This is a genomic window from Streptomyces sp. MK37H (genome assembly GCF_018035285.1).
Lineage (GTDB): Bacteria > Actinomycetota > Actinomycetes > Streptomycetales > Streptomycetaceae > Streptomyces > Streptomyces endocoffeicus.
On the sequence record NZ_JAAAYH010000068.1, the window covers coordinates 1 to 20167 of the forward strand.

At 70.8% G+C, this 20167-nt stretch carries 15 protein-coding genes; 13 read left to right on the forward strand and 2 right to left on the reverse strand.

The features are described 5' to 3' along the window. The 6 genes from GWI24_RS12885 to GWI24_RS12910 all read left to right on the forward strand — a co-directional run. Positions 1-3064: type I polyketide synthase (locus GWI24_RS12885; RefSeq protein WP_210946088.1), on the forward strand; the 3064-nt coding region annotated here is incomplete at its 5' end. A gap of 47 nt (positions 3065-3111) precedes the next feature. Then, positions 3112-3498 (forward strand): nuclear transport factor 2 family protein, encoded by a 387-nt coding sequence (locus tag GWI24_RS12890; RefSeq protein ID WP_214663242.1) that lies wholly within the window; start codon positions 3112-3114, stop codon positions 3496-3498. A gap of 35 nt (positions 3499-3533) precedes the next feature. Next, on the forward strand, positions 3534-4001 hold the full coding sequence (locus GWI24_RS12895; RefSeq protein WP_210946089.1) for a nuclear transport factor 2 family protein: 468 nt from the start codon (positions 3534-3536) through the stop codon (positions 3999-4001). A gap of 33 nt (positions 4002-4034) precedes the next feature. Then, a complete protein-coding gene (locus GWI24_RS12900; RefSeq protein WP_210946090.1) occupies positions 4035-5465 on the forward strand; it encodes an NAD(P)/FAD-dependent oxidoreductase in 1431 nt (476 codons plus the stop codon). Next, positions 5462-9325: a type I polyketide synthase gene (locus GWI24_RS12905; RefSeq protein WP_210946091.1), complete on the forward strand. Its 3864-nt coding sequence runs from the start codon at positions 5462-5464 to the stop codon at positions 9323-9325. Before GWI24_RS12900 ends, GWI24_RS12905 begins: the two co-directional genes overlap by 4 nt. A 37-nt stretch (positions 9326-9362) precedes the next feature. After that, complete coding sequence (locus GWI24_RS12910) at positions 9363-9773, forward strand: acyl carrier protein (protein WP_210946092.1); 411 nt, start codon at positions 9363-9365, stop codon at positions 9771-9773. An 86-nt stretch (positions 9774-9859) separates the two neighbouring features. Here the strand turns inward: GWI24_RS12910 and GWI24_RS12915 are convergent, their stop codons facing one another. Next, the gene (locus GWI24_RS12915; RefSeq protein ID WP_210946093.1) at positions 9860-11119 is read right to left on the reverse strand and encodes a cytochrome P450; all 1260 of its coding nucleotides are present in this window, start codon (positions 11117-11119) and stop codon (positions 9860-9862) included. A gap of 172 nt (positions 11120-11291) precedes the next feature. Between GWI24_RS12915 and GWI24_RS12920 the strand changes: the two genes are divergently transcribed. Further along, on the forward strand, positions 11292-12158 hold the full coding sequence (locus GWI24_RS12920; RefSeq protein ID WP_210946094.1) for an alpha/beta fold hydrolase: 867 nt from the start codon (positions 11292-11294) through the stop codon (positions 12156-12158). Positions 12159-12248: 90 nt separating this feature from the next. On the opposite strand, the gene GWI24_RS12925 is transcribed toward GWI24_RS12920, so the two are convergent. Next, positions 12249-12944, reverse strand: coding sequence for a TetR/AcrR family transcriptional regulator (locus GWI24_RS12925; protein ID WP_210946095.1), 696 nt, complete (start codon positions 12942-12944; stop codon positions 12249-12251). A gap of 127 nt (positions 12945-13071) precedes the next feature. Here GWI24_RS12925 and GWI24_RS12930 point away from each other — a divergent pair, with 127 nt between their 5' ends. The 6 genes from GWI24_RS12930 (at position 13072) to GWI24_RS12955 (ending at position 20149) form a co-directional block, all read left to right on the forward strand. Then, entirely contained in the window at positions 13072-14748 is a 1677-nt protein-coding gene (locus GWI24_RS12930) for an amidohydrolase (protein WP_210946096.1), read from the forward strand. Between the two features lie 86 nt (positions 14749-14834). Further along, positions 14835-16466 (forward strand): ABC transporter substrate-binding protein, encoded by a 1632-nt coding sequence (locus tag GWI24_RS12935; protein WP_247616277.1) that lies wholly within the window; start codon positions 14835-14837, stop codon positions 16464-16466. After that, positions 16463-17431 carry an ABC transporter permease gene (locus tag GWI24_RS12940; protein ID WP_210946098.1) on the forward strand — a complete coding sequence of 323 codons (969 nt, stop codon included), beginning with the start codon at positions 16463-16465 and terminating at the stop codon, positions 17429-17431. Before GWI24_RS12935 ends, GWI24_RS12940 begins: the two co-directional genes overlap by 4 nt. Beyond that, positions 17428-18291 (forward strand): ABC transporter permease, encoded by an 864-nt coding sequence (locus GWI24_RS12945; RefSeq protein ID WP_210946099.1) that lies wholly within the window; start codon positions 17428-17430, stop codon positions 18289-18291. Before GWI24_RS12940 ends, GWI24_RS12945 begins: the two co-directional genes overlap by 4 nt. After that, positions 18291-19322 (forward strand): ABC transporter ATP-binding protein, encoded by a 1032-nt coding sequence (locus GWI24_RS12950; protein WP_210946100.1) that lies wholly within the window; start codon positions 18291-18293, stop codon positions 19320-19322. Before GWI24_RS12945 ends, GWI24_RS12950 begins: the two co-directional genes overlap by 1 nt. Continuing rightward, the gene (locus GWI24_RS12955; RefSeq protein WP_210946101.1) at positions 19319-20149 is read left to right on the forward strand and encodes an ABC transporter ATP-binding protein; all 831 of its coding nucleotides are present in this window, start codon (positions 19319-19321) and stop codon (positions 20147-20149) included. The genes GWI24_RS12950 and GWI24_RS12955 overlap by 4 nt, the downstream gene beginning before the upstream one ends. Positions 20150-20167 lie beyond the last annotated feature (18 nt).

Sequence of the window (20167 nt, forward strand, 5' to 3'; positions counted from 1 at the left end):
CGACCTGCCCACATACGCCTTCCAGCGTGAGCGGTACTGGCTGGACGGAGGGGGCGGACCGGGTGGCGATCCGGCCGGTCTGGGGCTGACGGCCGCCGGGCATCCGCTGCTCGGTGCCGCCGTGGAACTCGCCGACGGCACCACGCACGTGCTCACCGGCCGGATCTCCACGCGGTCCCATCCATGGCTCGCCGAGCATGTGGTGGCGGGTGCGGTGCTGGCGCCGGGCGCGATGCTGGTGGAGTGGGCGCTGCGGGCGGCCGACGAGGTCGGCTGCGGCGGGGTGGAGGAGCTGGCGCTCCAGGTTCCGCTGGCACTGCCCGAGTCCGGTGGGCTGCGGGTGCAGGTGGTGGTGGGTGCCGCGGCGGAGGACGGGCGGCGTGAGGTGCGGATGTACTCGCGCCCCGACCGACCCGACCGTCCCGACGGACCCAACGGCGTCGGCCACGCCCTGGCCCTCGATTCCGGCCCGGACGCCGGGTGGGTGTGTCATGCCGTGGGCGTGCTCGCTCCAGCTGCCGAAGCCCCCGCACCGGTCGATGGCCTGGGCGGGGCATGGCCGCCGCCGGGCGCGGAGCCGCTGGACGTCGGCGCCTTCTACGAGCAGGTGATGGCGGCGGGGTACGGATACGGCCCGGCGTACCAGGGGCTGACGGCCGCGTGGCGCCAGGGCGGGGATGTCCTCGCCGAGGTGGCACTGCCCGATGCCGCCGGAGGCCGGGACGGATTCGGCATCCACCCGGTGCTGCTGGACGCGGCGCTGCATCCGTCACTGCTGATGGACCGGCCCGAGGGGCAGGAGGACGACGGCCAGGTGTGGTTGCCGTTCGCCTGGAACGGTGTGTCCCTGTGGGCCACCGAGGCGGCCACCGTACGTGTCCGGCTGTCGCGGGACGAGGAGCGGCAGTCGCTGCGGCTCACGGTGGCGGACACGGTGGGCGCACCAGTGCTGACGGTCGACTCACTCGTGACCCGTCCGGCCGCGACGGACCGGCTGCGCACGGCCACCCGTGCCGTGGACGGGCTGTTCACCCTGGACTGGACGCCACTGCCCGCTCCGGCCACCGCACCGTCCCCCGCCTCGGTGGTCGGCGACGGCGGTTGGGTGGTGCTGGGCGAGGACCGGCTGGGGCTGGCGGAGCCGGTCCAGGCGGGCACGGGTGATGCCGTGGCGTGCCATCCGGACCTGGAGGCGCTGATCGCGGCCGTCGATTCGGGCGAGCCCGCCCCTGCCGTCGTCCTGGCCCATCCGTACGCCGCCGAGAGCGGCCACGGGGACGGGCTGGAGGCGACCGAGGAGCTGCTGGGGCTGGTGCAGTCCTGGCTGCGGCGCCCGGCGCTGGCCGACACGCGGCTGGTGGTCGTCACACGGAGTGCGGTGGCAGCGGGCTGTGCCGGCAAAAGCACCGATAACGCCGACGACACCCACGACAACACACTGGACCCGTCCGGTGCCGGGGCATGGGGGCTGATCCGCAGCGCCCAGTCGGAGAACCCGGGCCGGTTTGTGCTGCTCGACCTCGCTGTGGGCCACGAGGACCGCGAGGGCCTCGTGGAGGCCGTGGTGCGCGCGATCGAGGCGCATGAGCCCCAGGTGGCGGTGCGGGACGGACGGGTGCTGGTGCCCCGGATGGTCCGCGCGACGGCCGCGGCCGGCCCGGCCATCGACGGCCAGGACGAGGAGGAGACCACCGGGCTGAACACCGATGGCACCGTGCTGATCACGGGTGGCACCGGCACCCTGGGCGCTCTGGTCGCCGAACATCTGGTGCGTACGTGGGGCGTCAGGCATCTGCTGCTGGTGAGCCGGAGCGGCCCGGAGGCCGCCGGTGCCGATGAACTCACCGATCGGCTGACCGAGTTGGGGGCTCAGGTACACATCACCGCGGCCGATGTCACCGACCCGGACGCGGTGGCCGATCTGGTGGCCGGGGTCGATCCCGCGCATCCGCTGACCGGTGTGGTCCACGCGGCCGGGATGCTGGACGACGCCGTCCTCACCACTCAGACCCCGGAGCGGCTCGCGCGGGTGTGGCGTCCGAAGGCCACGGCCGCGGCTCATCTGCACGCCGCGACCGCGGAGCTGCCGCTGTCCCTGTTCGTGATGTTCTCCTCAACAGCGGGCACACTGGGCGCCTCCGGGCAGTCCAACTACGCTGCGGCGAACGCCTATTGCGACGCCCTGGCCGCCCGGCGTCGCACCCTCGGTCTGCCGGGGCTTTCGGTGGCGTGGGGCCTGTGGGCGGACGCCAGCGGGATGACCGGGCACTTGGGGGAGACGGACCGGGCCAGGATGAGCCGGTCGGGCATCGGGGCGATGTCCAGCGAGCGGGCGCTGGGGCTGCTGGACGCCGCCGTACGCCACGGCCACCACCATCTGATCGCCATCGACCTGGACGTACGCGCCCTGGCGGGCCAGCCGGCGCTCACCCTGCCCGCTCCCCTGCGGGCGCTCACCGGTGGCGGTACGGCCCGGCGCACCGCGGCCACCGCCCGGCCGCACACCGACTGGGCCGGTCATCTGGCCGCGCTGCCGGTGGAGGAGCAGCGCCGTACGCTGCTCAATCTGGTCCTCACCCATGCCGCGGCGGCGCTGGGCCACTCCGACCCGGGGCGGATCCAGACCGAACGCGGCTTCCTGGAGCTCGGCTTCGACTCGCTCACCGCGATCGAGCTGCGCAACAGGCTGACGGCCGTGACCGGGCTGCGGCTGGCCACCACCCTCATCTTCGACCACCCGAATCCGGCCGCGCTCGCCGTCCATCTGCACGCGGAATTGGCGCCCGAGGATGTGGATCCGCTTCCCCCGATGCTGGGCGAAATCGACAGGCTGGAAAGCGCGCTGCTTTCCGTGGCCCAGGACGAGACGGCGCATGAGGCGCTGCTGAAGCGTCTTCAGTCCACGCTGTCGAAACTGGGCGCCCTGCACGGCGGCGGGGCGGAGGAAGGCCAAGCGGCCGGCCGTATTCAGGACGCCACGGCCGACGAGATCTTCCAGTTCATCGACCAGGACCTGGGCCGAAGCGAAAGCGACGGAGAGCACGCACATGGGGGCACACGGTGATTGATGAGCGAAGCCGGAAGAAGCTCATTCTCGAGCACAGCCGCCGGATGAACGCCGCGGATATCGACGGGCTTCTCGAACTCTACGCGGACGAGGTCACATTCGAGGATCCGGTCGGATCGGGGCGCAGGACCGGACGGGACGCCCTTCGCGCGCATTTCGAGGAGCTCGCCGCGGCGGGTATCACCGAGATTCCCGGTGAGCCGGTCGCGGGGCAGGACGGGGTGCATGTCCTGGTGCCGGTGACGGCCACCATGGACTATCTGCCCAAAGGCCCCGGCTTCGCCGAGCGCGGCTGGCTGACGACCCCGGATGCCCCGGAGAACTCCCGCATCACCTGGGACTACGTCCTGATGATGCGCGCGGGGGCCGGTGGCCTCATTCAGGAACTACAGATGTTCTGGGGGAGGTCGGACATTGGTATCGCCGGCTGATCCCCCACAACCCCGGCACCGCACAGGAGGCGTTCATGGCCGATGAGGCGACCCTCAAGAGGATGGCTCTGGAATACGCGCGGCGCATGAACGAGGGTGATGTCGAGGCCGTATTGGAGCTCTTCTCGGACGACATCGTCTTCGAGGACCCGGTCGGCGCGCCCCCGCTCATCGGAAAGGACGCGCTTCGCGAACACATCGCCTGGTCCATCGAATGCCAGGTGCACGAGACCCCGGGCCGTCCGGTCACTTCGATGGACGGCCGCAGGGTGGCGGTGCCGACCACGGTCACGGTGTACGCGCCGACCAAACTCACCTTCAGCATCATCGGCGTGATCGAACTCGGTGATGACGGTCTGGTCCATCACGCCCAGGCGTTCTGGGGCATCACGGATACCAAAGTGGGCGACGGCCCCGAACTCACCGGTGTCGCACATTTCATGGCGGTCACCCAGAACCTCGCCAAGATGGTCCAGGCCAAGAGCAGCCCCAGTCCGATGTAAAGCCGTAAGCGGTGAAGGGACGAAAGCGAAACCATGACCGAACCCACACACGGAATCGTTCTGGGCGGAGGCTGGGCGGGAATGCTGGCTGCCCATGTGCTGGCCCGCCATCTGGAGCGCGTCACCGTCGTGGAGCGCGATGTGCTGCCGGACGGCCCCCGGCACCGCAAGGGATCGCCGCAGGGACGTCATGTCCATGTGCTGTGGTCCAGCGGTGCGCGCATCGTGGACACGCTGCTGCCGGGCATGATCGACCAACTGCTCGACGCTGGCGCCCGCCGGATCGGATTCCATCAGGACCTGGTGACCTTGACGTCCCACGGCTGGCAGCACCGCTTTCCACCGCGGCAGTACGCCCTGATGTGCACTCGCCCGTTCCTGGACTGGAAGGTCCGCGACCGGGTGCTCGCCACCGGGCGGATCACCGTACGCCGGCGCACCGAGGTCCTCGATCTGGTCGGCGACGCCAAACGGGTCACCGGGGTCCGGGTGCGCGACATGGACACCGGGGCGGGTGAAACCCTGGACGCCGATCTGGTGGTCGACGCCTCAGGACGCGGTTCCCGGCTCCGGCACTGGCTGTCGGCGCTGGAGGTGCCGCCGCTGGAGGAGGACATCGTCGACGCGGGCATCGCCTACGCCACCCGCGTGTACCAGGGTCCACCGGGCGCCGCGGCCGGATTCCCCGCCGTCAACGTGGCCGCCGACCACCGGCTGCGCGAGCCGGGCCGGTTCGGGGTGGTGTATCCGCAGGAGGACGGCACCTGGATGGTGACCCTGTCGTGCACCCGGGGCGCCGGACTGCCCACCCATGACGACGAGTTCCTGCCCTACGCGCGGACACTTCGCCATCCGCTGGTCGCCGATCTCATCGCGCTCGCGAAGCCACTGACCTCGGTGGCCGTCTCGCGGGTCGGCGCCAACCGGAGGCTGTATCCGGAGCGGCTGGACATCTGGCCGGAGGGGCTGCTGGTGCTCGGGGACGCGCTGGCCGCGTTCAACCCGATCTACGGCCATGGCATGAGCTCGGCGGCTCGCGCGGCCGCCGCACTGGACACCGAGCTCCAGCGGTCCGGGATCGCCGGGGGAACGACGCACCGGGCTCAGCAGGCGATCAGCGCCACCGTGGACGACCCCTGGATCATGGCCGCGTCCAAGGACGTGGAGTACGTCAACTGCCGGATGAACACGACGGATCCGCGGCTGACAGGCGGGGCCGTGGCGCGGCAGCGCTTCTCCGATCTGATCGCCGACCGGTCGATCCGCTCCTCGGCGGTGTGTGATGTGGTGACCGACGTCATCAGCCTCACCGCACCGCAGTCCGAGCTGGCGTCCAGCGGCTTTCTGTCGCTGATGCAGAAGGACCGGGTCCTCCCGGAGCTCACGGAGCCACCGCTGACCGCCGATGAGCTCTCGCTGGTGGATCTGAGCCCGCGCAGCACAGTGGGTGCGGGCGGCTCATGAGCAACGAGGAAAAGCTCGTCGACTATCTCAAGTGGACCACCGCCGAGCTCCATGAGACCCGGCAGCGGCTGCGGGAGGTCCAGGAGGACCTCGAGGAGCCGATCGCCATCGTCGGCATGGCCTGCCGCTTTCCGGGCGGGGTGCGCACCCCGGCCCAGCTGTGGGACCTGGTGGCCGACGGGCGGGACGCCGTCTCCAGCTTCCCCACCGACCGGGGCTGGGACCTGGAGAACCTCTACCACCCCGATCCGGAAAACCACGGCACCTCGTATGTGCGGGCCGGCGGCTTCATCTATGACGCGGCCGACTTCGACGCGGAGTTCTTCGACATCGGCGCCCAGGAGGCGGCGGCCATCGAACCGCAGCAGCGGATGCTGCTGGAGCTGGCGTGGGAGGCGACGGAGAGCGCGGGCATCGATCCGCACACCCTGCGGGGCAGCCGGACCGGTGTCTACACGGGGGTGATGTACCACGACTACGCCTCGCGTCTGGACGAGATCCCCGAGGGTCTGCTGGGCCATGTGGGCAACGGAAACGCGGGCAGTGTGTCCTCGGGCCGGGTGGCGTTCACCCTCGGTCTGCAGGGCGCGGCGGTCAGCCTGGACACCGCGTGTTCGTCGTCGCTGGTGGCGATGCACCTGGCGGCCGGGGCGCTGCGACGGCGCGAGTGCACGCTGGCGCTGGCCGGTGGCGCCGCCATCATGTACACCGCGAGCGTGTTCCAAGTGGCCTCCAGCCAGCGCCAGTTGTCCCCCGATGTCCGGTGCCGGTCGTTCGCGGACGCCGCCGACGGCATGGTGTACGGGGAGGGCGCCGGTCTGCTGCTGCTGGAGCGGCTGTCGGACGCACGGCGCAACGGCCATGCGGTGCTGGCCGTGATCCGCGGCTCGGCGATCAACCAGGACGGTGCCAGTACGGGCATGGCCGCGCCCAACGGCCCCGCCCAGCAGCAGCTGATCCGCGACGCCCTGGCGAGCGCCCTGCTGTCCACGGGGGACGTGGACGCGGTGGAGGCGCATGGCACGGGTACCGCGTTCGGCGACTCCATCGAGCTCCAGGCGCTGCTCGCCACATACGGACAGGACCGTCCGGACGACCGGCCGCTGCTGCTGGGATCCATCAAGTCGAACATCGGTCATACGCAGGCCGCCGCCGGAATGGCCGGTGTGATCAAGATGGTGATGGCGATGCGCCGGGGCGTACTGCCGCGTTCGCTTCACATCGACCGGCCGACCCGGCTGGTGCACTGGCGCAAGGGCGCGGTGCGGCTGCTGACCGAGCGGATGGACTGGCCGCGGGTGGACCGGCCACGGCGGGCCGGTGTGTCCTCGTTCAGCGCCAGCGGCACCAACGCCCATGTGATTCTCGAAGAGTTCACCGAATCGGTGGAGGGCGCCGCCGACGGTGGCGCCCGCGACTCGGGGGTGATGCCGTGGGTGCTGTCCGCACGCGGCGCGGCGGCGCTGCGCGACCAGGCCCGAGCGCTGGCCACGCATATGGCGGTCACTCCCGGGCTGTCCCCCACAGACGTTGGTTGGTCGCTGGTGACCACGCGGTCGGTGTTCGACCACCGGGCGGTCGTGGTCGGCCGGGGGCCGGACGAACTGCGGGCGGGGCTGGCGGCGCTGGCGGCCGGTGAGCCGCATCCCTCGGTGGTGGGGCCCGATGTGGCCCGTACCGGCGCGGCGGCCTCGGCGAGCGGGACGGTGTTCGCCTTCGGCGGCGAGGGCGGTCATCCGCCGGGGACGGGCGCCGAGCTGTACGACCGGTTCCCCGTCTTCGCCACGGCCTTCGACGAGGTCGGTGAGCTGCTCGGGGTGAAGGGGGGACGCGACGCGTCCTCCCGTGCGGGGCTGTTCGCCGTCTACATCGCGCTGGCCCGGCTGCTGGCCTCGGTGGGGGTGCGCCCCGACGCGGTGGTGGGCTGTGGGGTCGGCGAGATCGCCGCCGCGCACATCACCGGTGCTCTGGACCTCGCCCACGCCTGCCGGCTGGTGGCCGCCGACGCCGATCCGGGCCCGGTGGAGTACGAGCGGCCGCCCATGCCCTCGCTCGACGAGGCCGGTGCGGTGTGGGAGCTGGGGCCCGGGGCGATGCTGCCCTCCGCCCCGGCCGCGCTGGTGCTGTCGCCCTTCCGTGGCAAGGGGTCCGAGGTGCGGGAGCTGATGTGCGGCCTGGCGCGTATGCACACCATGGGCGCCACCGTGGACTGGGCCGCCCTGTTCGACGGCGATCCGGCTCCCCGCACCGTCCCACTGCCCACCTACGCCTTTCAGCGACAGCGCTTCTGGCTGGAGAACGAGGCGCCGGCGGATGCCGTGCCCACGGTGGAGACCTGGGCGGAGGCCGAGTTCTGGGATGCCGTGGAGCGTACGGACGCGGCGGCCCTGGCCCGGGCGCTCGAGGTGCCCGCCGACCGGCGGGAGGTGCTCGCTGAGATCCTGCCCGCCCTGGCCACCTGGCGGCGGCAGCGGGAGTGGCGCTACCGCATCGCCTGGAAGCCCCTCCCCGACCCGCCGACACCACGGCTGACCGGCACCTGGCTGCTCGTGACGTCCGGCGACGGCGGAGACGACCTCACGGTGGCCGCCGTGAGCACCGCGCTGCGCGACCATGGCGCGGAGACGGTCGCGTTCGCCCCGAACACCACGCCGTCCCTCGCCGGACGGTCAGTCGCGGGGGTGCTCTCCCTGCTGGCGCTGGAAGACGCTCGGCCGGCGTCCGACGGCGGGCGGGGCCCGGTGCTCGCCCCCACTGTGGAGTTGTTCGAGACGCTGTGGCGGGCCGGGGTCGAGGCACCGGTGTGGCTGGCCACCCGCGGTGGCGTCAGCGTCGACGTGGGCGATCCGATGTCCCGTCCGGAGCAGGCCGGGTTCTGGGGCCTGGGCGGCGCGCTGGCGATGGAGCGTCCGCGCTGGTGGGGCGGGCTGGTCGAGCTGCCGGACAGGTTCGACGACCGCGCGGGGCGGCGGCTCGCGGGAGTGCTGGCCGGGGCGTACGGCGAAGTGGAGGTGGCCGTACGAGGCGACAGCTGCTTCGCCCGGCGCCTGGTGCGCGATGTCCCCAGGGCCCTCACCACCCCCGCCCGACGGCTCCGGGGAACGGTCCTCATCACGGGCGCCGCCACCGCCCTGGGCGCCCACACCGCCCGCTGGGCGGCCGAGGACGGCGCCGAACACCTCCTGCTCATCGACAACACCGCGCCACCGGCCGCCGACCTGGTAGCCGAGCTCGGTGGCGCAGGCGTACGGACGTCCGTGGCCACCCTCGATGTGGCGAACCCGGAAGCGCTCGCCGCGGCCGTCGCGGGCATTCCCGCGGAGTTCCCGCTGACGGCCGTCCTGCATCTCACGGCGCCCCTGGCCGCCGAGGCCGGGCAGCTGGAGGTGGCGCGGATCGAGCGCGAGTGGGCGGCCACGGTGGCGGGCGCGATGAACCTCTGCGCCCTCGGCAGCAACCATGAGCTGTCGGCCTTGGTGCTCGGATGCTCGGTCGTGGGCGTCCTGCCCAGCCCGGGTCTGGGCAACCAGGCGCCGGCGCACGCCTATCTGGCCGCGCTCGCCCAGGAGTGCCGGGCAAGGGGCGTTCCGGCGACCTCGGTGTGCTGGGGCTCGATCGACGACCCCGACACGGCCGTCGGCGCCGCCAAGCAGCTGCGCACCAACGGATTGCCAGCACTCCCCCAGCGCTCGGCCGCCGCCCTGCTGCGGCAGGCGGTCATGGCGGACACGGCGTCCGTGGTCATCGCGGACATCGACTGGGCCTGGATGACCGCACACGCCTCCGAGCTGGGAACACATCGGCTCTTCGATGACGTCTCCGGCCCTTCGAGCACGCCGCATACGCACCGCGGTCGGTGACCGAACGCCGACCGGCCCCAACCAGGCGGGAGTACCCATGAACGCACACGCCAAAGTCAACAACCACACCCCCGGCGACGCCGCCGAAGCTCAAGGAGACGGATCCGCGATGCAGACGGAGAAGAGCGAGACCGCACTCGACGGGACGGCGCTGCACCAGGCGCTCGCCATCGCCACGGCCGAGGAGCGCGAGGACATCATGCGGGAGGCCGTACGGACGCAGCTGGCCGACATCCTGGCGCCCACCGTGGTGGACGACGACAGCAACTTCCTGGAGAACGGGCTCACTTCGCTGACCGCTCTCGAGCTCACCCGCAATCTGATGACGCTCACCGACGTGGAGATCCCCCTCGTCGCCATTCTGGAGTACCCCACCCCCGCCCAGCTCGGCCACTACCTGGCCGAGGCGTACGCCGCGGTGAACTCCGGTGACGGCGCCACGGCCTAGTCCGGCCCGCAGGGCACAACGCCGCGCGGGAGGGGGATCAGCCCCCTCCCGCGCGGCGTTTTTGGTGATGCTGCGGGGCAGGTGTGTCAGAAGGCGCACTCCACATGCTTGATGGCCTCCACGAAGCTGGCCACCAGCCGCCGGGGCTTCCCCACCGTGCGGATCTCCGGCAGCCGGTTGAACAGCTCACGGAAGAGCACCGTGACCTCCATACGGGCGAGATGGGCACCCAGGCAGAAGTGCGGGCCGACGGACCCGAAGGTCATATGCGGATTGGGGTCCCGGGTGATGTCGAACTCGTAGGGGTCGGGGAAGACGTCCTCGTCCCGGTTGGCCGACCAGTAGAAGAGCAGCAGCTTGTCGCCCTCCTTGAAGCGGTGGCCGTTCACCTCGCAGTCGCGCCGGACGGTGCGCCGCATCCAGTTGATGGGGGTCGCGACCCGCAGAATCTCCTCGACCGCGCCCGGCGCGTAGGCCTCGAAGTCGGAGAGCAGCAGCTTCCGCTGCTCCGGGTGCTCGCTGAGCAGCACCAGACCACGCGAGATGGCGTTACGGGTCGTCTCCATCCCGGCGACGACCAGCAGGATGAAGAACGACGAGAGCTCTTCGGGGCTGAGCCGCTCACCGTCGATCTGCGCCTGCACCAGCCGGGTGATCAGATCGCCCGTGGGGTTGCGGGTGCGGTCGGCGGCGAGCCGTGCGATGTAGTCGGCGAGTTCATGGGAGGTCTTCAGCAGGGCGGCGGTGGCCTGATCGGCCCGGGGAACATATTCGGGGTCGAAGGTCCCGACGATGATATTGGACCGGTCGTAAATGAACTCGTAGTCGTCGTCGGGAATCCCCATCATGCCGCTGAGCACCGCGATCGGCATGATCGCCGCGACCTTCCGGACGAAGTCTCCCGGCCCTTCCGCGATGAGGTCGTCGACAATCTTCCGGGCCGCCTTGTGAGAGGCCGCCTCGAACTCGGCGGCCATTCCGCGGCCGAACGCGCGAGAGACCAGCCGGCGCATCCGGGCGTGCTGGGGATTGTCCATATTGATCATCGATCCGAAGAAGTTGTTGAACTCCTCCGGCAGATCGATGATGCTGATCGCGGTGGGCACGGAGCCGAAGTCCTGCGGACGTCGGCTCACCTCGGCGATATCGGCGTGCCGGACCATCGCGTAATAGCCGGACCCCTGCCCGAACCCGGGCATGACCGGCTCGCGGAAGAGAACGGGCTCCGGCCGTCTGCGCAGCGCCGCGAAGGCGGCGTCGCGGTCGCCGTAGGGCTGTGCCCAGAAGGCCAAGTCGGTGAGGTCGATGTTGTCGATATGGGCGAACCTGGATTCCGGGGGATACACGGCGCCTCACTTCAGCTCGGAGTCTACGGTCGGCAAGGGAGGTGGGTCGGCATGAGAGTATGAATCGCCCGGCCATCCAGCATCTCGCCTCCCGCTAAAGCGCCGCTAATCCGCGCATACATCACATCCCCAGCGGTCGAATCGGATTGGGCGGTCCGGCTAGAATTCCGTCATGGATCTTTCCGTGCCCGTAACCGACGATGTGAAATTGCATTTCCGGCACCGGCCGGGAACGGCGTCGCTTCCCTTTCTCCTGGTCCACGGCATGGCGTCGAGCGCCCGGCTGTGGGACGAGGTCGCCGACCATCTGGCCGCCGCGGGCCATGCGGTGTACGCGGTGGATCTGCGCGGCCACGGGGACTCCGACACACCGGAGACCGGATACGACATCCCGACCGCGGTCGCGGATCTGGTGGCGGCGTCCGCCGCCCTCGGGCTGGACCGGGTGGTGGTGGCGGGTCACTCCTGGGGCGGCAATATCTCGGTGCGGCTGACCGCCGAGCACCCCGAACTGGTCGCCGCGCTGGCCCTGGTGGACGGCGGCTGGCTGGAGCCGGCCAAGGCGTTCTCCTCCTGGGACGCGTTCGTCGGGGCGCTGCGGCCGGCGTCCTTGGAGGGCGCCACCGTGCAGAGCGTGAGCGACTACTTCCGCGCCATCCACCCGGACTGGTCCCCCGCGGCGATCGAGGCCGCGGTGGCCACGATGCGGGAGAACCCGGACGGGTCGCTGTCCCGGCGCATGTCCACCGAGCAGCACATGTCGATCCTGCACAGCATCTGGAACGAGCCGCCGAGGCCGTGGTACGCGGCCATCGACGTGCCCACCCTGCTCATGCCCGCCATCCCCAAGGGCGCGGACGCGAAGTGGGCGGACCGCATCCGCTCCCGCATCAGGGAGACCACGGCCGATCTGCGCCATGCGACGATGCGCGAGTATCTCGATTCCGAGCACGATCTGCACGCCCAGCACCCCCGGCGGGTGGCCGACGATCTGCTCGACCTGGCCCGCGGCCTGCGGCCGGTGAGCAACGCTCGCTGACCGGCACGGCGCCCCCGCCACCGGGGAACTGGTACGCGGGGCGAGCATCGGCAGTGGGCCATGCCCGCCACCGGCCGCCAGGGACAGGCGCTAGGCCCCCCGCAGGGTCTCGGCCCGCTTCTCGATCGCCGAGATCAGCGCCCCGACCGTGGCCTCGAAGATCTGCTCGTCCGTCACCTCGGCGAGTTCGGCGCTCAGGCGGGTGATGTTCGGGAGTGCCCGCGGGTCCACCAGCCGGTACTCGCGGGTCCAGGCGGACTCGTCGGCCGCGCGGGCCTCCGCGTCGAACAGGAAATAGGCGGCCTGCTGACCGACATAGGCGAGGAGTGAGTCCGCGACCATGCGGTAGTGGAGGGCCGCCTCGGCGCCCTCGAGTCCGGCCTCCATGACGGCGCCGAGGATGAGTTCGACGACCCGGAACTCATTGGGCCGCCGGGTGGTCCGGCTTGCCATGGCCGAGCCCACCACCGGGTATTTGAGGGCGACCGCCAGCGAGCCGTCGGCGAGCGCCCGGATGCGCCCCTTCCAGTCGAGGCCCTCGGGGATGCTGTCGAGCACCTCGCCGAGGGTGCGGTCCGCGACGGACAGCAGCAGTTCGTCCTTGTCGCGGAAGTGCCGGTAGATCGCGGTCGGGTCCGCGCCGAGCTCCTCGCCCAGGCGCCGGACGGTGAAGGCGTCCTCGCTGCCGCGGGCCGCGATGCGCAGGCTCGCGTCGATGATCGCGTCGGGCGTCAGCTGACTGCCTGCGCGCTTGCTCCGGGCCGTGTTGGCGGGTGACTTCGGCATGGTGCGGCCAGTGTATCGATCCAGGAAACGATCAGCGCAATACCGTTGACAACGGCGTTGCGCTGCCGTTCACTCCTCCACAACAAACAAGCCAGCGGGTCAGCCCGCCGAGCCGGAGGTTGCTTCGATGGCACACCGCAGCCAACAGGCCGACACCGTTTTCGTGGGTGGCCGGGTCTTCACCGGAACCGGAGCAAGGCCCATCCCGGTGGACGCCGCCGTCGCCGTAGGGGGAGGCCGGATCCTTGCCGTCGCCGACGCGAGCACGGTGTGGTCGCTCGCCGGCGCCGCCACGGAGGTCGTCGACCTGGAGGGCGGGCTGCTCGTCCCCGGGTTCCAGGACGCCCATGTCCATCCCGTGGTGGGCGGAGCCTTGATGCTCGGCTGCGACCTGGGTGAGCGAAGCACCGCCGAGGGCTGTCTCGCGGTGGTGGCCCAGTACGCCAAGGATCATCCGGACGCGGCCTGGATCCGCGGCGGCGGCTGGTCCATGGACAGCTTTCCCGGGGGTACGCCGACGCGCGGCATGCTCGACGCGGTGGTGCCGGACCGGCCCGTCCTGCTCACCAACCGCGACGGCCACGGCGCCTGGGCCAACACCCGCGCACTCGACCTCGCCGGGGTCGACCGTCACACCCCCGACCCGGCGGACGGCCGGATCGAACGGGAGCCGGACGGCACCCCAGCGGGCACCCTGCACGAGGGCGCCGTGGAACTGGTGGCCCGCCATATGCCGGTCGCGACACCGGACGAGGCGTACGCCGGTCTGCTCGCCGCGCAGGAGTACCTCTTCTCACTGGGAGTGACCGGCTGGCAGGACGCCATGATCGGCGCTTTCCCCGGCAACCCCGACAACTTCGATGTCTATCTGCGCGCGGCCCGCGAAGGCTCGCTGCTCGCCCGTGTCGTCGGCGCCCTGTGGTGGGACCGCGAACGCGGCCTGGAACAACTTCCCGAGCTGGAGGAGCGCCGCCGCACCGGACAGGTGGGCCGCTTCAACGCCACCAGCGTGAAGATCATGCAGGACGGCGTGGCGGAGAACTTCACCGCGGGAATGCTGGAGCCCTACCTCGACGGCTGCGGCTGCCCCACCGCCAACTCCGGGCTCAGTTTCGTCGAACCCGCCCTGCTCACCGAGGCGGTGTGCGCACTCGACCGCTCCGGCTTCCAGGTGCACTTCCACGCGCTCGGCGACCGCGCCGTCCGCGAGGCCCTCGACGCGCTCGCCGCGGCCCGCACCGCCAATGGCGTCAATGACCACCGGCACCACATGGCCCACCTCCAGGTCGTCCACCCCGACGACATCGGACGCTTCGCGAGCCTGGACGTGGCCGCGAACATCCAGGCGCTGTGGGCAGCGCACGAACCGCAGATGGACGAGCTGACGATCCCGTTCCTGGGCCCCGAACGGGCCGCCCTGCAGTACCCGTTCGGGGATCTGCGGCGCGCCGGGGCCCGCCTGGTCGCGGGCAGCGACTGGTCGGTGAGCAGCCCCAACCCGCTCTGGGGCATCCATGTCGCGGTCAACCGCACCGTACCCCCGGAGGAGACTCCCGGCGCGCCGTACGCGCCGTTCTACCCCGGGCAGGCCCTGTCCCTGGCCGAGGCCCTCACCGCGTACACCGCGGGCAGCGCCTGGGTGAACCACCTCGACGACATGACCGGCACGATCGAGGCGGGCAAGTACGCGGATCTCGTGGTACTCGACCGCGACCCGTTCGCGGGCCCCTCCCAGGAGATCGCCAACGCCCGGGTGCGCCGGACCTATATCGACGGTCGGCTCGTCTTCGCCGCGACCGACTGACGTATCCCCTACTTCACCGAGCCCACCCCGGACGGAGGCAGACGATGCCCATAGGGAGCGCAGGATCGAGACGACGGACACGACCATTGCGGCACACCGCGGGGACCTTCCTCGCAGCGACCGCGGTGCTCACCACCGGTGCATGCAGCGGCACCGCGCACTCGGACAAAGGCGGCAGCACGGGTGCCGGGTACCAACTCACGGACCGAACTCCCGCCGCCGCGGGCGCCCTTGGCTCCTTCACCTGGTCGATCTTCGCCGAGCCCACCTCGATCGACTACGCCTACGCCTTCGACTACCCGCCCAACCAGATCCTCTCCAACGTCTGCGAGAGCCTGCTGCGCTGGAACCCGGATCTGACGACGTCGCCGAACCTCGCGTCCTCGTACAGCAATCCGACGCCCACCACCTGGGTCTACAAGATCCGCCCCCAAGTGCGCTTCCACGACGGGACGGTGCTCACCGCGCACGACGTCGTCGCCTCGCTGCGCCGCCACCTCGACCCCGCCGTGGGCAGCGCCTGGGCCAACTCGTTCCGCAATGTGAAGTCGATCGACCAGTCCGGTGAGCTGGAAGTCACCGTCAGGCTGAGGAAGCCGGACTCGACCTTCAACCAGGAGATGGCCGCCGGCCCCGGCACCGTCGAGTCCGCCGCCACCCTCGCCAAGGAGGGCAAGGACTACGGCAGCCCCAAGGGCGGCGTGAACTGCACCGGGCCGTTCACGTTCGGGTCCTGGAACCCGGGCCAGTCACTCGTGCTCAAGAAGTTCGACGGCTACTGGAACCCCAAGCTCAAGGCCAAGGCGGGCCAGGTCAAGTTCGTGTTCCTGAGCGATGCGACGACCCGCGTCAGCGCCTTCCAGAGCGGTGAGGTGGACGGCGGCTGGATGGTCCCCACCGATTCCTACGCCCAACTCCGCTCGTCCCGGGCGGGAAAGCTCTACTTCGGCCGCAACACCACCGTCGCCGACGAGGTGGTCGGCGATCTCAAGGGCCCGCTGGGCGACACCCGGGTGCGCAGGGCCCTGCTGATGGCCATCGACCGCGAGGGCATCGTCAAGGCCGGCGCCGGCGGAGTCGGCGAGGTCGCCGACTCGCTGGTCACCGACAATGTGTGGAACAGCGCACCCGCCGCGACCCGCAAGGCCCTCCTCGAGGACCTGCCGCGCTACCCGTACGACCCGGCCAAGGCCAAGAAGCTCGCGAAGAAGGCCGGAGTGCGGGGCCGTCGGATCGTCATCGCGACCAGCCCGCTCGACTCGCAGTCGACGATCACCACACAGGCTGTCGCCCAGGCGGCCAAGGACATCGGGCTCGACCCCGAGATCGACACGCTCCCCCCGGAGAAGTACTCGACGCTCTTCACCGACCCCGCCGCCCGCAAGGGCATCGACCTCTTCCTCACCTTCTGGTACACGTCGATCACCGACCCGCTGGACATGTACACCTCCCTGGAGACCGGCGCGTCCACCAACTACGGGGGCTGGTCGAACAAGGACTTCGACAAGGCCGTCGAGCAGGCCATCGGCACCTACGAACCGGCCGCGCACGCGGAGGCCAACGCGAAGGCGCAGCGGATCGCCCTGCGGGAACTGCCCTGGCTGCCCCTGCACACGCAGCCCGTGAGCGTCTTCCTCGGCAACCGGATCACCGGCGTCCAGCCGTCGATCGCCTACCTGTACTACCCGTGGGCGGCCGAGATCGGAGCGAAGGGATGAAGCGCACGGCGACACGGGCCCTCGAGGGTCTGCGCAGACTGGCCGGGATGGCCACGACCCTCCTGGTCACCTCGTTCCTGGTGTTCTCCTCGCTGTACCTGGCGCCCGGCGACCCGGCGAGCTTCCTGGTGCGCGGCCGCAGCGCGAGCCCGCAGGAACTCGCCGAGATCCGGCGCCAGTACGGGTTCGACCAGCCGTTCCTGGTCCGGTACGGCCACTGGCTGGACCAGGTGCTGCACGGCGACTTCGGCCGGTCCTACATCTTCCACCAGGACGTCAGCTCGGTCATCTGGTCGCGCCTGCCGGCCACGCTGCTGCTGATCGGGGTGTCGGCACTGCTGATCGCGGTGGTGGGCCTCGCGGCGGGCATGGTCGGCGCGCTGCGCCGCGGCTCGCGGACCGACTCCGTGCTGATGCTTCTGGTGACGGTGGGGGCCGCCGCCCCCGCCTTCGTCGCCGCGGTGCTGTTGAGGTCGCAGTTCGGGGTGCGGCTCGGCTGGTTCCCGACCATCGGCAACGGCACCGGCGTACTCGACCGGCTGCATCACGTCGTGCTTCCGGCGGTGGCCCTGTCGGTGACGTTCATGGCGCTGGTGACCCGGGTGACCCGCTCGGCGATGCTGGAGGAGCTGGGCCGTGAGCACGTCGAGGTCTCGGTGAGCCGTGGCACACCACGGTGGACCGTGATCCGGTGTCATGTGCTGCGCAACGCGCTCGGACCGATCGTCACCGTCTCCGCGCTCCTGATCTCGGGAATGCTGGTGAGCACCTCGATCGTGGAGACCGCGTTCGGGATGTCGGGCGTGGGATCGCTGCTCGTGCAGTCGGTCAACCAGATGGACTTCCAGGTGGTGCAGGCGATCGTGCTGCTCGTGGTGGCCGCGTTCGTCGTGGTCAACGCCCTGGTGGACGTGGTACATCCGCTGATCGATCCGCGGGTGGCGGCAGCGGGGAGCGCACGATGAGCGCACAGATCCCAGGCGTGACGCACGGTCCGGTCGCCCGGGTGCGGTCCTTGGGCGGCGGGTGGTCGCAAAACCTGTGCCTGCTGTTTCTGGTCCTGTTCGTCCTCGTCTCGGTGTTCGCGCCGTGGCTCGCGCCGCAGGATCCGACCTACGGCGACCTCGGCTCGGGGCTCGTGGGCCCGAGCGCCGGGCATTGGCTGGGCACCGACCAGGGTGGGCACGACACGTTCTCGGCTCTTGTCGAAGGGAGTCGTACGAGCCTGGTCGGGCCGCTCGCGGTGGTGTTGTTCTCCACCGTCACGGGCATCGCCGTCGGCCTGTTCACGGCCTGGCGGGGCGGCTGGGTCGACACCGTGATCGGGCGGCTGATCGACGTCCTGTTCGCCTTCCCCGCACTGCTCGTCGCGATCCTCGCGGTAGCGGTCTTCGGCAAGGGGATGACGGCACCGGTGATCGCCATGTCCCTGGCGTACATGCCGTACACCGCCCGGCTGGTGCGCGGCCTCGCCCTGCAGGAGCAGGCCAGGCCCTATATCGCCGCCTACCGCGTGCAAGGGCACTCCGGGATCTTCGTCGCGGTCCGCCGACTGCTGCCGAACATCGGCCCGACCGTGCTCGCCCAGTCGACCGTCAACTTCGGCTACGCGCTGCTCGACCTCGCCGCCCTGTCCTTCCTGGGCCTTGGCGTCCAGCCGCCGACACCCGACTGGGGCGCGATGATCAACCAGAGTCAGGCCGCGGTGCTGCAGGGCCGACCGCTGTCGTCGATCGTGCCCGCCGTCGCGGTCGTACTGGTCGTCGTCGCCTTCAACGTGGTCGGAGAGAACTTCGGCGACCGGCTCGCGGGGAGGGATTCCTGATGGCACTGCTCGAGTACGAGGCCCTGAGCATCGCCCTGCCCGGCATGGCCCGCCCGGTCCTCGACGGCATCGATCTGACCGTGGCCGCCGGTGAGGTCGTCGCCCTGGTCGGTGAATCCGGCTCCGGGAAGTCGGTCACCGCCCGCGCCGCCCTCGGCCTGTTCCCCGCGGGGGCCGAAGTCGAGGGCCATGTCCGGGTCGATGGAACGGACCTGGTGAGTGCCGACGCCACCGGCCTGCGGACCATCCGTACGGCCAAGGCGTCGATGATCTTCCAGGACCCCCGGGCGGGCATCAACCCGGTGCGCCGCATCGGGGACTTCCTGACCGAATCGCTGCGCGTCAGTCACGGCTGGACCAAGGACCGCGCGAACGCCCGGGCCGCCGAACTGCTCGCCGTGGTCGGCCTCCCGGACCCCGCCCGGCACCTGAAGCAGTATCCGCACCAGCTCTCCGGCGGCATGCTCCAACGCGTCATGATCGCCGGAGCGCTCACCACCGAACCCCGGCTGCTGCTGTGCGACGAGCCGACCACCGCTCTCGACGTCAGCACCCAGGCCGAGATCATGGCCATCCTGGGACGGCTGCAACGCGAACGCGACCTGGGCCTGCTCCTCATCACCCACGACATCGAACTCGCGGCCGCCGCCTGCGACCGCGTCTATGTGATGTACGCCGGGCGGATCGTGGAGACGGCGCCCACCGCCGAACTCTTCGCAGCGCCTCGCCACCCCTACACCGCGGGCCTGCTCGACTCGTCCCCTCCCCTGTCGGCGCCGAACGGCCCGCCCGCCCGGCTGAATCCGATCCCCGGGGCCCCGATGGGTCTGCTCGACTCCGCCCCCGGCTGCTCCTTCGCGGCCCGCTGCCGCTTCGCCCGGCCCGGCGTCTGCGACCAGTCACCACCGCACCTGGAGCGGCACGGCACGGCCCTGGTCGCCTGCCACCGCGCCGACGACCTCACCTCCGTACCCGACGCGCTCGCCGCGACGGCGACCGCTCCCAATTCACCCCAGATGGAGGACGGTTGAACAGCGAGACGGACACGCTGCTCCAAGTGAGCGGACTGCGAAAGACCTACCGGACGGGAAAGGCGGAGGTCGTCGCGGTCGACGACCTGTCGTTCTCGGTACGGGCCGGCGGCGCGCTCGGCATCGTGGGAGAGTCGGGCTCCGGCAAGACGACCACCGCCCGGATGCTGATCGGCCTCGAACGCCCCGACGCGGGACACATCCTGGTCCAGGGCGAGCCGCTGACCGCGACCGTACGGGGCAAGGCGGCCCGCCTCGCCCGGGCCAAGGCGGTCCAGATCGTCTTCCAGGACCCGTACCTTTCGCTGGACGCGCGCATCAGCATCGGCGCGACCATCGACGGGGTGCTGCGCCTGCACGGCCTGACGGACCGGGCGGACCGGGCCACCCGCACCAGGGAGCTGCTCGCCCAGGTCGGCCTCGGCGAGCGCGAGGCGGCCGCACTCCCCCGCAAGCTCTCCGGCGGTCAGCGCCAACGGGCCGCGATCGCAAGGGCGTTGGCCGTCGAACCCGATGTGCTCGTGCTCGACGAGGCGGTGTCGGCCCTCGACGTATCCGTACAGGCACAGGTGCTCAATCTCCTGTGGGACATCCGCCGCGACACCGGCATCGGCCTGGTCTTCGTCAGCCACGACCTGGCCGTCGTGCGATACGTGTGCGACGAGGCGCTCGTTCTGTACCGGGGCCGCACGATGGAACACCGCCCCGTCGCGGACCTCCTCACCGACCCCGGACATCCCTACACACAGCTCTTGCTGGCGTCCGTTCCCCGACCGGGCTGGGACCCCGACTCGATCAGCAGCCGACGCCGGGAGCACAGCAGTTGACGCACCGGCGGTCCGGGC

Bases quoted from the DNA above. Each gene is read 5' to 3' on its own strand.
- GWI24_RS12900 (WP_210946090.1), top strand. From the start codon at position 4,035: ATGACCGAACCCACACACGGAATCGTTCTGGGCGGAGGCTGGGCGGGA.
- GWI24_RS12905 (WP_210946091.1), top strand. From the start codon at position 5,462: ATGAGCAACGAGGAAAAGCTCGTCGACTATCTCAAGTGGACCACCGCC.
- GWI24_RS12950 (WP_210946100.1), top strand. From the start codon at position 18,291: ATGGCACTGCTCGAGTACGAGGCCCTGAGCATCGCCCTGCCCGGCATG.
- GWI24_RS12920 (WP_210946094.1), top strand. From the start codon at position 11,292: ATGGATCTTTCCGTGCCCGTAACCGACGATGTGAAATTGCATTTCCGG.
- GWI24_RS12910 (WP_210946092.1), top strand. From the start codon at position 9,363: ATGAACGCACACGCCAAAGTCAACAACCACACCCCCGGCGACGCCGCC.
- GWI24_RS12930 (WP_210946096.1), top strand. From the start codon at position 13,072: ATGGCACACCGCAGCCAACAGGCCGACACCGTTTTCGTGGGTGGCCGG.
- GWI24_RS12890 (WP_214663242.1), top strand. From the start codon at position 3,112: ATGAACGCCGCGGATATCGACGGGCTTCTCGAACTCTACGCGGACGAG.
- GWI24_RS12940 (WP_210946098.1), top strand. From the start codon at position 16,463: ATGAAGCGCACGGCGACACGGGCCCTCGAGGGTCTGCGCAGACTGGCC.
- GWI24_RS12945 (WP_210946099.1), top strand. From the start codon at position 17,428: ATGAGCGCACAGATCCCAGGCGTGACGCACGGTCCGGTCGCCCGGGTG.
- GWI24_RS12895 (WP_210946089.1), top strand. From the start codon at position 3,534: ATGGCCGATGAGGCGACCCTCAAGAGGATGGCTCTGGAATACGCGCGG.
- GWI24_RS12925 (WP_210946095.1), bottom strand. From the start codon at position 12,944: ATGCCGAAGTCACCCGCCAACACGGCCCGGAGCAAGCGCGCAGGCAGT.